10 protein-coding genes are annotated in these 13,597 nt (G+C 43.7%); 6 read left to right on the top strand and 4 right to left on the bottom strand.

Annotation, left to right across the window (positions count from 1 at the left end; genetic code table 11):
• Positions 1–54 precede the first annotated feature (54 nt).
• From R7P36_RS02125 to R7P36_RS02140, 4 genes are all read left to right on the top strand, one after another.
• Entirely contained in the window at positions 55–960 is a 906-nt protein-coding gene (locus R7P36_RS02125; protein ID WP_213899654.1) for a lysine exporter LysO family protein, read from the top strand.
• A gap of 208 nt (positions 961–1,168) precedes the next feature.
• Positions 1,169–1,681 carry a hypothetical protein gene (locus R7P36_RS02130; protein ID WP_025766848.1) on the top strand — a complete coding sequence of 171 codons (513 nt, stop codon included), beginning with the start codon at positions 1,169–1,171 and terminating at the stop codon, positions 1,679–1,681.
• 211 nt (positions 1,682–1,892) lie between these two features.
• Positions 1,893–3,539, top strand: a complete 1,647-nt coding sequence (gene panP, locus R7P36_RS02135; protein ID WP_104975246.1) for a pyridoxal-dependent aspartate 1-decarboxylase PanP — start codon at positions 1,893–1,895, stop codon at positions 3,537–3,539.
• Positions 3,540–3,850: 311 nt separating this feature from the next.
• A complete protein-coding gene (locus R7P36_RS02140) occupies positions 3,851–4,705 on the top strand; it encodes a MurR/RpiR family transcriptional regulator (protein WP_005378021.1) in 855 nt (284 codons plus the stop codon).
• Between the two features lie 76 nt (positions 4,706–4,781).
• Here R7P36_RS02140 and R7P36_RS02145 read toward each other — a convergent pair whose 3' ends face one another.
• Positions 4,782–6,026, bottom strand: coding sequence for an iron-containing alcohol dehydrogenase (locus R7P36_RS02145; protein WP_005388646.1), 1,245 nt, complete (start codon positions 6,024–6,026; stop codon positions 4,782–4,784).
• 377 nt (positions 6,027–6,403) lie between these two features.
• Here R7P36_RS02145 and R7P36_RS02150 point away from each other — a divergent pair, with 377 nt between their 5' ends.
• Positions 6,404–6,670 (top strand): GrxA family glutaredoxin, encoded by a 267-nt coding sequence (locus R7P36_RS02150; protein WP_005378026.1) that lies wholly within the window; start codon positions 6,404–6,406, stop codon positions 6,668–6,670.
• A gap of 175 nt (positions 6,671–6,845) precedes the next feature.
• On the top strand, positions 6,846–8,528 hold the full coding sequence (locus R7P36_RS02155; RefSeq protein ID WP_005378028.1) for an aspartate:alanine antiporter: 1,683 nt from the start codon (positions 6,846–6,848) through the stop codon (positions 8,526–8,528).
• Positions 8,529–8,601: 73 nt separating this feature from the next.
• Here the strand turns inward: R7P36_RS02155 and fabV are convergent, their stop codons facing one another.
• The 3 genes from fabV to R7P36_RS02170 form a co-directional block, all read right to left on the bottom strand.
• Entirely contained in the window at positions 8,602–9,804 is a 1,203-nt protein-coding gene (gene fabV, locus R7P36_RS02160; RefSeq protein ID WP_005388648.1) for an enoyl-ACP reductase FabV, read from the bottom strand.
• Positions 9,805–9,978: 174 nt separating this feature from the next.
• Positions 9,979–12,261 (bottom strand): acyl-CoA dehydrogenase, encoded by a 2,283-nt coding sequence (locus R7P36_RS02165; protein ID WP_017634878.1) that lies wholly within the window; start codon positions 12,259–12,261, stop codon positions 9,979–9,981.
• Positions 12,262–12,332: 71 nt separating this feature from the next.
• Positions 12,333–12,968, bottom strand: coding sequence for a TetR/AcrR family transcriptional regulator (locus R7P36_RS02170; protein ID WP_005378033.1), 636 nt, complete (start codon positions 12,966–12,968; stop codon positions 12,333–12,335).
• Positions 12,969–13,597: the final 629 nt, after the last annotated feature.

A 13,597-nucleotide genomic window follows, 5' to 3' on the forward strand; every position in this document is an offset into this window, starting at 1 on the left:
GATAATTTGATTTATGCGTGTTGATGTTATCTCAAAAAGGAATCATTGAGCTTTATGTTTTCAGGGATGCTATTTATTTTCGCTCCGCTTGTGGTGGGGTATCTAATTCCTATATCTCGATCTTCGTTATTGGAGAAGATCAATCAGTCAACGTCCTACCTTATTTACGTCATTTTGTCGTTGATGGGTCTTAGTTTGGCGGCGCTCGATAATTTAAGCAGCAACTTACAAAGTATTCTCCTCTATGCGAGTACGTTTTTTTTGTGTCTAAGTGCCTGCAACCTGTTGGCTCTGCCTATTATTGATAAAATTATTCCACTCCAGACCAATCAGAATCAAAAGAAACTACCGTTATCTTCGATGGCTTTAGAGTCTGTTAAGCTTATCGTGGTCGTTGGCGGAGGGTTAGTGGTTGGCCTGCTGTTACCCATTGATTTGAGTTGGGTAGATACAGCAAGCGAATGGATACTCTTTCTACTTCTATTTTTTATTGGTATTCAGCTGCGCAATAGTGGACTTACTCTGCGTCAAATCCTATTAAATAAACAAGGAATGGCCATTGCGGCTGTTGTCATCGCAACATGTATGCTTGGTGGCGTTCTTGCAGCGTTGCTTTTGGATCTTCCTCTTTATCAAGCACTCGCAATGGCTTCAGGTTTTGGCTGGTATTCACTCGCAGGTATTTTAATGGGTGACGCTTTTGGTCCGGTATTTGGTGGCGCGTCGTTCTTGATTGAATTGATGAGAGAGTTAGTCGCACTGGTTGCCATTCCTCTCTTTATTCGTAGCTATCCGTGCACCGCAATTGGTTACGCCGGTGCAACAGCAATGGACTTCACCCTACCCGTTATTCAAACCACCGGTGGTGTGCGTTGTGTTCCTGTTGCTATCGTTAGCGGCTTTATTTTGAGTTTATTGGTACCAGTTATGATGCTTTTCTTTGTATCACTTGCTAGCTAGATCTCAGGTTTTCGCTTTAACATCCATTACAATACGGCAAAAATTTAAATACCCAGTTAACGTCAAAGTGGTCAATATTTTTTGGCAAGACCCCTCTTTCTTTTCGTCATTCAGCCCAACGATTTGTCACGACCAAATAGAAAGAAGGGAGAAACATCAACTGATGTGCATTGCGTTAATAAAGGGATAACAACCAGAAGGAAGAAGAATGAAACGCTTTGTCGTTGCAGCGCTCCTCGCTACAAGCTCAACTTTTACGATTGCCGCAGATCAACAATGTCTTGCTAGCAAATACGATGGCTACGTCGATGCCTCACTACAGTGGTATCAAGATCTTGTTGATTTGACGGTTACCCAATATCCAGATCTGAAAGAAGTTAGTCAATGGTTCTTGGATGGACGTAAACATCACTTTGAATTAAACCGCGAAGCGGTTCACTACTTTTTAGAGAACGACCCTAGCCGCGTTGCGACGGAACAGCCAATCGAAGCATGGTTAAAACTAGAGCAACATGACGTTAAGCAGTTAGCGACCCGAAGCGATAAGTTAGGTGAAGTTGCAAAACAGACATTTAGCGACCGTCAATCAACTAACCACCCCAAAAACTACGAGCTTCGTTCAGCATTCGCTGATCTGCTTAGTCATCCCCAACAAATTGATACCGCACTTAATAAGTACAATCAGTCAATAGAAAAGATTGAAAAGCAGAAATGTGACTAAGGTTGCTCGCATTAGTCGTTGATTAGCATTCGAAAACACTAGAATGTTTTAACGTACTCAATCTAGAATTTTTTAATGTGAATATCGTAACCTTCACCTAAAATTTTCATTTCTACAACTTGGGTTTCAACAATTAAAACGGGACTTTGAGCCCGTTTTAGTTTAGATTGTGCCGCTCGCATTACCAAAATAACTACAAAGATTCTTTGCTATGGTTAAGGAACAAAAAACCGCTGATGTTAGCTTTGAGAGCTTGCTAAAGATCTTCACTGTCCCAGAAGGTCCGGACTCAACGTTAACTAAAATTGACGAGAGCCTCTCGCGAAATCTAAATCAATTTCTTCGTGAACACATCGTGGCAGAAGAAAAGCCTTTACGCGAAATCGAAAAAGACTTTTCTTCTGCTCAGATTCCTGAGCAGCCAGAGTTCGTGTCAGATCATACAGAGCACTTACTCGACACTTTGGTGTCGCACTCAGTTCACACATCTTCACCAAGCTTCATTGGTCATATGACATCGGCACTGCCTTATTTCTTGATGCCACTGTCAAAGATCATGATCGCCTTAAACCAAAACCTGGTAAAAATAGAGACTTCCAAAGCCTTTACGCCACTTGAGCGTCAAGTTTTGGGTATGCTGCATCGCTTGATATATGGTCAGAATGATACTTTTTACAATCAGTGGATGCACAGTGCAAACCACTCATTAGGCGCATTTTGTTCCGGCGGCACCATTGCCAATATCACTGCGCTTTGGGTAGCACGTAACAAAGCGTTAAGAGCCAATGGCTCATTTAAAGGCGTTGAGAAGGAAGGCCTTTTTAAAGCCATGAAGCACTATGGCTATGATGGCTTAGCGGTGCTAGTGTCTGAGCGTGGTCACTACTCCCTTAAGAAAGCAGCCGATGTATTAGGGCTAGGCCAAGAGGGTTTGGTTGCGGTTAAAACCGATACCAACAACCGTATTGTTATCGACGACCTGAAAGCGAAAATTGTTGAGCTCGAAAAACAAAACATCAAGCCTATTGCTGTTATTGGTGTGGCTGGCACAACAGAGACAGGTAATGTTGATCCATTGCCTGAAATCGCTGAAGTCTGCCAAGCTCACGGCTGTCACTTCCATGTGGATGCCGCATGGGGTGGCGCAACACTTATGTCTAACCATCACCGTCACCTTCTCAAAGGTGTGGAAATGGCAGACTCAGTAACTATTGATGCGCATAAGCAGCTCTACATCCCGATGGGCGCTGGTATGGTTCTGTTCAAAGACCCTGACGCAATGAAATCCATAGAGCATCACGCTCAATATATATTGCGCAAAGGTTCAAAAGACCTAGGCAGCCATACATTAGAAGGTTCACGTTCGGGTATGGCGATGTTGGTCTACGCCGCAATGCACATCATAAGTCGCCCAGGTTACGAGCTTCTGATTGACCAAAGCATTGAAAAAGCTCGATACTTTGCGGATTTAATCAAACAGCAAGATGATTTCGAGTTAGTTTCTGAACCAGAGCTTTGTCTGCTCACATACCGTTATTTGCCGCCATTCATCCGTGAAGCATTAGCACAAGCAGAAGGCTCACAAAAAGAACAACTGAATGAGCTGATCAATGAGTTAACACAGTTTATTCAAAAGCGTCAGCGCGAAACGGGCAAATCGTTCGTTTCACGTACAAGACTGAACCCAGACCAATGGCAACGCATGAATACGATAGTGTTTAGAGTGGTTTTGGCAAATCCACTGACCACAAAAGAAATTTTGAGCTCAGTGCTTGATGAACAACGCGAAATCGCCAAGCAAGCACCAAATTTGATGAAAAGAATTCAACAGCTGGTTGTCGATATTCAATCGTCTTAACAGCCAGATCGAGTTACATCAATTTGAAATTTTTTTTCGTTTTGATGTAACTCAAACATCATTATCGTGCGACTAGCGCAACAAAACTTCGTTTACACATCCAATTCTGTAGTTTTTACAACATTTTGTTTGAGGCCTGTCAAATTCTCACTAAATAGTACCCGTTATTGGTTTAGACTGATTGAAGATCAGGTTTATACTGATTCTATGGCGCTGGTTGTTTTCGTTAACGCCCCACTCTACTCCGGAATCTTCGTGTTTCCTTTCGTTAGCAGAGCCAGCGAGTTGTTCTCTATACCCTCGTGAACACTATGAATACATTAGAAAAAATTCAAAAAAACCTGGAGAATTTCAGTAAGTCAGAGCGCAAAGTTGCGGAAGTAATTATGGCGTCTCCACAAACTGCAATTCATTCAAGCATTGCAACGCTGGCTAAAATGGCCGACGTTAGTGAGCCCACTGTAAACCGCTTCTGTCGTCGTCTGGACACCAAGGGCTTTCCAGATTTTAAGCTTCACTTGGCACAGAGCCTAGCCAACGGCACCCCTTACGTTAACCGTAATGTGGAAGAAGACGATGGCCCAGACGCGTACACCCATAAGATTTTCGAATCGACGATGGCGTGTTTAGATGTCGCGAAAAATAGCCTAGATCCAATGCAAGTGAACCGTGCGGTCGATTTGCTAACGCAAGCGAAGCGCATTTCATTCTTTGGCCTTGGTGCATCATCTTCTGTTGCCCGAGACGCACAAAACAAGTTTATTCGCTTTAATATTCCAATTACTTGTTTTGAAGATATTGTTATGCAGCGCATGAGTTGTATCAACTGCAGTGATAATGATGTTGTGGTTCTTATTTCTCATACCGGTCGAACAAAGAGTCAGGTAGAAATAGCGAACCTTGCTCGTGAAAATGGCGCAACGGTTATTGCGATTACAGCGAAGGATTCTCCTCTAGAAAAGGCAAGCTCGCTGGCCATCACGCTCGATATTCCAGAAGATACCGACGTTTACATGCCAATGGCAAGCCGAGTTGTACAAATGACAGTGATTGATGTGCTAGCAACTGGCTTCACTCTTCGCCGTGGTACAGGTTTCCGTGAGAACCTAAAACGCGTAAAAGATGCGTTGAAAGACAGTCGCTATGACAAATTAAGCCAGTACTAAGCACTAAAGCTTAGTCAATACTTTATCTAGGGGAGCTCAAGGCTCCCCTTTTGTTTTAATGCTGCTAAGGGAGCAATCACCCTAAGTCGTTGACACTCGATAAGTCCGTTCTTGATTCCAGTACTTCAACAGAACTGACATGTTGTGCACTCTCAGCTGCGCACTCTCCGCTACAATCACAGACTTGCTGCAATATGTAAATCAAACGTTCCTGATTCAGGGGTAAAGGATTCCCTTTGATTGCCATTGACTTAAGCGCATCGTTCGCCACTTGCTCAAAAGAGGTTTGGCATACTCCAAATTGAGCCAGTAGCGGTAACGCTAACTTATCTAGCACCATATTGACCCAAAGAATTCCATCGTGTTCGTTAGCGTTTACTCGCTCGGTGACTAATTGGGCCAGCTTGCGATAACGACTTATCACATCATTCCTACCCGCGAGTTTAGCGGCGTTAATGTTCTCCTGCATCACGTGCGGAGCTAAGCGAGCCGTAATAACGCTATGGGGGGCGTCTAACTTGCCTCCTAACGCCGATGCTAACCCATGAGCGGCACCTAATTTGGCATTAGTAATCGCCATACCACCAAGCAATGCAGCGAACGATAAATCAGAGCGCGCCTTATGATTATCTTGCTTACAAGCGGCAATCACTGAACGGCTTAAACGACGTAGCCCCTCTTCGCAGACCATATCAGTAAGAGGGTTTGGCTCACCACACACATACGCTTCCATTAAATGAGTGAACGCATCCATTGCGCCACGTCCAGATGTGTATTGGTCGGTCCCGTAAGTAAGTGTCGGGTCTACAATGGCAACGTCTGCGAGCATATCAGGGCTTCGAAGACTCACTTTCACTTTATCTTGTCCAGATTTCAGCACAGCATTTCTGGTCACTTCTGAACCGGTGCTTGCTGTCGTAGGAATTGCAATAAAATGAAGAGGCTTTGCTTTTAAAGGGACGCTTCTTCCTACCACTTCTACGTAATCGTAAACATTGCCTTGATTGGGAATAATGGCAGCTAAGGCTTTGCCCATATCGATGACGCTGCCACCACCTATCGCAACCACCATATCAGGTTGGAATTTTCTACCGAGCACTGCGGTCTCTTCTACCATCGTGATGTATGGTTCTCCAACGATAGCTACGTGCTGGTAACGCATATTTTGAGCTTTAAGATATTGGATAATGGGGGCGGCTCGTTGGGTATCCTGCCCAGTAACCAGCAAAACACTGTAGCCAAATTGGTTAATAACGGATAATGAAGATTGAAGTGCACCTTCACCAAATATAATCCTTGTTGCAGTCATAAACTGAAACATACACACCCTCCCAAAAGAATATACCCAAATAACCTCTCGCCCTCTGATTTAACGCTTATGTAAGAGTTGAAGTTATTTGCGTATAGCCAAAATAGATTGCTATTTTTTTAAACAAAAAAAATTGACCAATTCCACCTTGCCATCATTAACCCTTTAGAATGTATGTTTTTTATGCGTCACTTCACATACTTCAGAGCCGTAAAATAAGCACGTGCGTTTAGTTTTTATTCGATAGATTTCACCTATAGAACCAAGAGGTAATTGCCGCTTTATTTCCGTATCTGGATCGGGCATAGTTACTCCAGCAAAAGAAAGCGCACTCAGCCGCTATGTTTTGTACGCTTTCAAAAAAGAATAGATTTAGGAGAAATAAGATTATGTTCGTTGTTATCTTTGGTCGCCCTGCATGTCCTTTCTGTGTTCGTGCAAAAGAGCACGCAGAAACGCTAAAAGCAAAACGTGATGACTTCAACTACCGTTACGTTGATATTCACGCTGAAGGTATTTCTAAAGCAGATCTTGAGAAAACAGTTGGTAAACCAGTTGAAACCGTTCCTCAGATCTTTATCGACCAAGAGCACATCGGTGGCTGCGACGAGTTCGAAGCATACGCGAAAGAGCACCTAGGTCTATTTGACGAGTAATAAAGACTGTTTTCAAAAAAGCCGCTTCATGCGGCTTTTTTATTATTTTTCAGCTGGTTATTACGTTAAGTCAACTAATGGTAAAACCTAAAAAAATTCACTTATCTTTTTGCTATATTTAGTTACAATTCACAGTTCTTAATCTTTTTTGGCACACACTCTACCGAGCCACACAGTGAACATAGACGTCGTATACCTTCTCGAGCAAAACCCTATCCTTCTAATCTTCGTCGTATTAGCCATTGGCCTTGCCATCGGAAAAATTCGATTTGGCAAATTACAATTAGGCAACTCTATTGGCGTTCTTATTACCTCTTTGGTAATGGGCCACCTTGGTTTCTCATTTAATGCAGAAGCTTTAACCATTGGCTTTATGCTGTTTATCTACTGCGTTGGCATTGAAGCTGGACCAAACTTTTTTGGTATATTCTTCAGAGATGGTAAGCATTATTTTATTTTAAGCATGACTGTTCTCGTGTCTGCGGTCAGCTTAACGTATGGCTTGAGTCACTATTTCGGCCTCGATTTTGGCTTATCCGCAGGTATGATGGCAGGCGCATTGACCGCAACGCCAGTACTGGTTGGTGCACAAGATGCTCTTAACTCTGGCCTTGCGACTATACCGCGGAATATGGAATTTTCTCTGGTATTAGAAAATCTATCCGTAGGCTACGCGATGGCTTATCTGGTCGGCTTAATTAGCATGATCATGTTTGCTAAATTGTTGCCAAAACTGCAAAAACAAAACCTTTCTGATTCCGCGCAGCAAATCGCACAAGAGCGTGGCCTTGGAAATTCAAGCCAGAGAAAAGTGTATTTACCCATTATTCGAGCTTACCGAGTGGGCCCAGAGCTAATTGACTGGACTGATGGTAAAAACTTGCGAGAACTGGGTATTTATCGTCAAACTGGCTGTTACATTGAACGAATCCGTCGCAATGGTATTCTCGCCCACCCAGATGGTGATGCTATCTTGCAAGAGGGAGATGAAATTGCACTGGTTGGCTTCCCTGACAGCCATGCTCGCTTAGACCCTAGCTTCCGTAATGGTAAAGAAGTATTCGACCGTAACTTGCTTGATTTGCGCATCGTTGAAGAAGAAATCGTCGTAAAAAGTGACGCTATCGCTGGTAAGCGTTTATCGGATTTGAATTTGTCTGAGTTTGGCTGTTTCTTAAACCGCGTAGTTCGCGCTCAGATTGAAATGCCTATGGACTTAGACATTGTGCTCGCTAAAGGGGACGTCCTTCAAGTGAGCGGCGAGAAAAGCCGAGTACATGGACTGGCGGAAAAAATCGGTTTCATCTCGATCCACAGTCAAATGGCCGATTTGCTCGCTTTTTGTAGCTTCTTTATTTTGGGTATTCTGTTTGGCCTCATCACAATGACATTCGGTCAGGTGTCTTTCAGTTTGGGTAATGCGGTGGGTCTTCTGTTATCCGGTATTACGCTTGGTTTTTTACGAGCAAATCACCCTACTTTCGGTTATGTCCCACAAGGGGCGCTGAATATGGTCAAAGATCTAGGGTTAATGTTCTTTATGGTGGGAATTGGTCTAAGTGCAGGTGGAAAGATGTTCGAGCACCTAACGCAAGTAGGTCCAAAAGTCATTGGTTTGGCATTTATTGTCAGTGTCGTGCCTGTAGTTCTGGCTTACTTAGTTGGCGCACACGTACTCAAGATGAACCGTGCCCTGCTCTTCGGTGCCATTATTGGCGCCCGTACTTGCGCTCCAGCTATGGATGTCGTTAACGACTACGCTAAGTCCACCATCCCAGCCCTTGGTTATGCGGGTACCTATGCGATTGCGAATATTTTAATGACGCTAGCTGGTACGATACTGATAATACTAAGTTAATACTCACTTTGGCTATGAAATACAAAAAGGCGCTCAATGAGCGCCTTTTGTTTATTGGTTATCTAGTCTGTGATTAGATTTGAATGAAGTCTGCTTCAACTGCTGGATTCACATCCGCTTCGTAATCTACGCCTTCAACGCCGAAACCAAATAGTTTCAAGAACTCTTCTTTGTACTCAACGTAGTCAGTCAGCTCTTTTAGGTTCTCAGTCGTAATTTGAGGCCATAGCTCACGACAGTGCTGCTGAATGTCGTCACGAAGTTCCCAGTCATCCAGACGTAGGCGGTTCATCTCATCAACTTCTGCCGCGCTACCGTCTTCTTTGTATAAACGTTGGCTGAACATACGGTAGATTTGTTCCATACAGCCTTCGTGTACACCTTCTTCGCGCATTTTCTTGAATACCATTGCGATGTACAGTGGCATAACAGGAATTGCAGAACTCGCCTGAGTTACAACAGATTTAAGTACCGCAACATTGGCACTGCCGCCTGTTGCTGCTAACTTGTCGTTTAGCGCTTTCGCTGCACGGTCTAGGTCCATTTTTGCTTTACCTAGTGCACCATCCCAATAAATTGGCCAAGTTAACTCAGTACCAATGTAGCTGTACGCGACGGTCTTACAACCTTCAGCAAGAACACCAGCATCAGACAACGCATTGATCCAAAGTTCCCAATCTTCACCGCCCATTACAGTGACAGTGTCTTTGATTTCTTCTTCTGTTGCAGGCTCAACGCTAGCTTCGATGATCACATCTTTGTTGGTATCAACAGCCGTTGATGTGTAAGTTTCACCGATAGGTTTAAGAGATGAACGAACTAATTCACCAGTTTCTGGCATTTTACGTACTGGAGATGCCAGTGAGTAAACCACCATATCGATTTGACCTAAGTCTTCTTTGATCAGCTCGATAGTTTTCTGTTTCGCTTCATTTGAGAAAGCGTCGCCGTTTAAGCTTTTTGCGTACAGACCTTCTTCACGCGCTAGCTTTTCAAAAGCAGCGGCATTGTAAAAACCTGCTGTACCTGGCTTCTTCTCAGTACCTTCTTTTTCGAAGAAAACACCGATAGTTGATGCACCGCCACCAAATGCCGCAGCGATACGAGAAGATAGACCGTAGCCACTTGATGCACCAACAACAAGAACACGCTTAGGTGCGTTTTTGATTGGACCTTGCGCTTTGGTGTACGCAATTTGTTCTTTTACGTTAGCTTCACAACCAACAGGGTGCGTTGTAGTACAGATAAATCCACGAATTCTAGGTTTGATGATCATATTCAACTTCCTTTAAAAAACCTTGTTAGGATAAAAGTTTCGTTGGGATTTCGCATCTAATTTCTGTAAAAATGCTCTTAAAAGGCAAGTGGTTGGAGCACTATCCCACCATCCACTCCCCAAGAATACAAAAAAGCACCTCATTGAGGTGCTTTTCTTAACATTAGTTGTCTATTATGCCGCCGGATTCAACTGCGACTTTTTTGGGCTATGAGTTCGCACTTCAGAAAAGTCATGACTAAAGTGGTCAACTTGAATCGCCTTGTAGCGCAATTTATCTGCAGCCATGATTTGATCAATTTCTTGCTCAGTTAACACGCCTGCTTCAAATGCTTGCTGCAAACGGTCATGCAGCAAACCTTTACGAGCCACTTTACCATCCTTCGCAGCCTTCATAAGTTTACGCTCCAAAGGTTTAATGTCGTACATTGCAAGGAATGCATTCTCCATTAAGCCTACGCTGTCATCCTCTGATTTTCCGATGTAGCACAGATGCGTGAGGCGATCACGTTGCGCGCCTGGTGTCATCATCGCTTCAGCCAAATTCACACACAGCTCATCACTTGGCTTATTGAAATGATTACCAAGCGGGAACAATAGCCCCTTAAGCACACCGCCAACGTATTTCACAGGGAAGTTGGTGTAAGCCTCATTTAATGACTTAGAAGCGTTATACAAACAGTGTTGAACAGCGTAATGAACGAAGTCTAGATCGCCTTGTTGACGGCCTTCATCTTCATACTTTTTCAAGGCAGCAGATGCCATGTATAGATAGCTTAATCCATCACCCAAACGTGCGGAGATCATTTCTTTACGCTTCAAGTCTCCACCTAAGGTTAACATCGCAAAGTCTGCACTTACTGCAAGTGCACGACTGAGACGAGTAATGTCTTTGTAGTATTGCTGCGTTGGGCCACTCATGTGCGCGTTAACAAATCGAGAACCAGTTAGTGCTGCACCAAATGCACCGAATGTATTACCGAGCGCGTGCTTGATGTGTTTAAAGAGTAAGTTGTCAAATTCTTTCGCACCTTGTTCAGAATCTGGATTCGCCGCGGCTTCCATTTCTTTTAGAACATATGGGTGACATCGAGTCGCACCTTGACCAAAAATCATCAGGTTACGAGTCAGGATATTCGCGCCTTCAACGGTGATAGCAACCGGGATACCAAGGTAATGTTTAGCAAGATAGTTCATTGGGCCATCTTGAATCGCACGACCCGCATGGATATCAAACGAATCATTTAGAATGGTACGCGCGATTTCTGTCATGTGGTACTTGGCAATCGCGGTTACAATCCCAGGTTTTTCTTTCATATCGAGAGAAGTCGTCGTTAGCGTACGCGTCGCTTCTAGTAGGTAAGTAAGACCACCAATGCGCCCCATCGCTTCTGCGACGCCTTCAAACTTACCGATCGACATTCCAAACTGTTTACGCACGTAAGCATAAGCACCTGTTGTACGTGTAGTAAGGTGACCAATCGCTGTGCCAAGCGCTGGAAGAGAGATACCACGACCAGCAGAAAGACACTCAACCAGCATACGCCAACCTTTACCTGCGTAATCAGCGCCACCGATCAACCAGTCCATAGGGATGAAGACATCTTCACCACGAGTTGGGCCATTCATGAACGCAGACCCCAGAGGATCATGGCGCTCGCCTATCTCGACACCTTCATGGTCAGCGGGAATCAACGCACATGTAATGCCAACCTCTTTCTTGTCACCAAGTAGCCCTTCAGGATCCTGCAGTTTAAATGCTAACCCGAGCACTGTCGCAACTGGCGCAAGCGTGATGTAGCGTTTATTCCAACTAACTCGCACGCCAAGCACTTCTTTGCCTTCATGGGTGCCGTAACAAACCACGCCTTGATCAGGTATGCCACCTGCATCAGAACCCGCTTCAGGGCCAGTTAGGGCGAAACAAGGGATGTCTGTACCATCAGCTAAACGAGGCAACCAGTAATCTTTTTGCTCTTGCGTACCATAGTGCGATAGCAGCTCACCAGGGCCAAGAGAGTTCGGTACCATTACCGATACCGCGGTACTGATACTTCGAGTCGCAATACGAGAAACAATGGTTGAGTTCGCCAAAGCGGAAAATTCACGACCACCATATGCTTTCGAGATGATCAAAGAGAAAAATCGCTCTTTACGTAGGTACTCCCATACTTCAGGCGGTAAATCCCTGTCTTCTTTGACAATCTTCTGGTCATCAAGCATTTCTAGCAGGGTCTCAAGCTCATTATCCATAAATGACTGCTCTTCTGCCGTCAGTGTAGGCGTTGGATAATGATGCAATGTTGTGAAGTTTGGCTTGCCTGAGAATAGTTCGGCATCCCACCATACACTACCCGCTTCCATCGCCTCTTTCTCGGTGCTAGACAGAGGTGGCAATACTTTTTTGAACACTTTAAAAGCCGGGTCACTAATCCATTTTCTTCGTAGAGAGCTCATAGTTCAGATCCTTTTGTTCACGTAACCGCTCGGGGTATAATCTTATTATTGGTTTAACTTTCTTATTTGTCTTATGCCAACTGCTTTGCTGACATTCCTGCTGACAAATATGGAATCAGTAAATCGACGACAGATTTCACATCGACTTCCTTTTCAAACTTACTTTCTGCCAGCTCCGAAAGAGCTTGGCTTGAAGCCATCGTAAATACACAGGTTCCTAACGTGAAGTGCAGTCGCCAAAACAACTGTTCTTCACATAGTTCCGGGTTCGCCTTCATTATCGAGAAAGTGAAAAGGTTCAGTACCTCTTCGTATCTGGTGGTAATGAACCAGCGTAGATGACCTTGAACGTCTGTATAACCGCGGCCAATTAACAACATAAATAGCGCAGTACCATTTGGGCGTACATCATTTAATGTACGTAAAGGTAATCGCAATGACTCAAAGACATCGTCCATGTTGTAGCTATCGCGCGTGTTTAACTCAATTAATGAAGTCTTAATGCTCGGCATTAGTGCTTCTAAATACCTATCTAAAACCGCTCTAACCAGCGTTTTTTTATCGCCAAAGTGATAGTTTACCGATGCTAAGTTAACGTTAGCTTTACCTGTTATCGTTCTTAGCGAAGTATCATTAAAGCCATGTTCAGCAAAGAGTCCTTCTGCGACATCGAGTATTTTTTCTTTTGTTGATGTTCTCGGGGCCATTTTAATCACTCGTATTAAACAACTGTTTGAAAATATACTCCCGAAACTTAAGATTAACAAATGATTAACATCACACTTTAACCAATTGGTCTGACCAGGCAGTAAAAGGTGTGATCTAATCTTTTGAAATTCAATCGAATACTCCAGTGAAGCTTGTCAGAAGAAAACGATCAAATTTCTCAGTCCATCGCAATTGAAACGCTAACAATAGCCATGGCGGCTCGGAGTGAGCGACGAGAGTATGAAATACATCTTCGGTTCTAGGGAAGATAAAATTAGAAACACAGAAGTTAGTAACTTCGCCAAGTTGGTAATCCATCTCGATTTTTCTATTACTTTCGGGTGTGTAAGAAGCTAGAAAGCATTAAGTAGAAATTTTTTGAAAAAAAATGGAACTGTTTGGAAAAGGCTCGGTCTGAATATACGTAACAGTTAGGGCATTTGAAGTTTCACTGGCCGTCAAACTTGTTTCCATCTAATTGTTACGTTGCTGCTTTTTTCTTATTAACTCCTATGTTTGTATCCGCCCAGTCAAATTTTCGGCTGGGCTTTTTTTCGCCTATAGATTTACCAAGCGCCTCTTTCGAAGATTTGCCCTAACTCCATAAGCTAGACCTTAGTTGGTCACA

The sequence above is a fragment of the Vibrio sp. 397 genome (genome assembly GCF_033339395.1).
Lineage (GTDB): Bacteria > Pseudomonadota > Gammaproteobacteria > Enterobacterales > Vibrionaceae > Vibrio > Vibrio alginolyticus.

Excerpts from the sequence above, each read along its gene's own strand:
- R7P36_RS02125 (WP_213899654.1), top strand. The coding sequence starts at position 55 with ATGTTTTCAGGGATGCTATTTATTTTCGCTCCGCTTGTGGTGGGGTAT.
- R7P36_RS02130 (WP_025766848.1), top strand. The coding sequence starts at position 1,169 with ATGAAACGCTTTGTCGTTGCAGCGCTCCTCGCTACAAGCTCAACTTTT.
- panP (WP_104975246.1), top strand. The coding sequence starts at position 1,893 with ATGGTTAAGGAACAAAAAACCGCTGATGTTAGCTTTGAGAGCTTGCTA.
- R7P36_RS02140 (WP_005378021.1), top strand. The coding sequence starts at position 3,851 with ATGAATACATTAGAAAAAATTCAAAAAAACCTGGAGAATTTCAGTAAG.
- R7P36_RS02145 (WP_005388646.1), bottom strand. The coding sequence starts at position 6,026 with ATGTTTCAGTTTATGACTGCAACAAGGATTATATTTGGTGAAGGTGCA.
- R7P36_RS02150 (WP_005378026.1), top strand. The coding sequence starts at position 6,404 with ATGTTCGTTGTTATCTTTGGTCGCCCTGCATGTCCTTTCTGTGTTCGT.
- fabV (WP_005388648.1), bottom strand. The coding sequence starts at position 9,804 with ATGATCATCAAACCTAGAATTCGTGGATTTATCTGTACTACAACGCAC.
- R7P36_RS02165 (WP_017634878.1), bottom strand. The coding sequence starts at position 12,261 with ATGAGCTCTCTACGAAGAAAATGGATTAGTGACCCGGCTTTTAAAGTG.
- R7P36_RS02170 (WP_005378033.1), bottom strand. The coding sequence starts at position 12,968 with ATGGCCCCGAGAACATCAACAAAAGAAAAAATACTCGATGTCGCAGAA.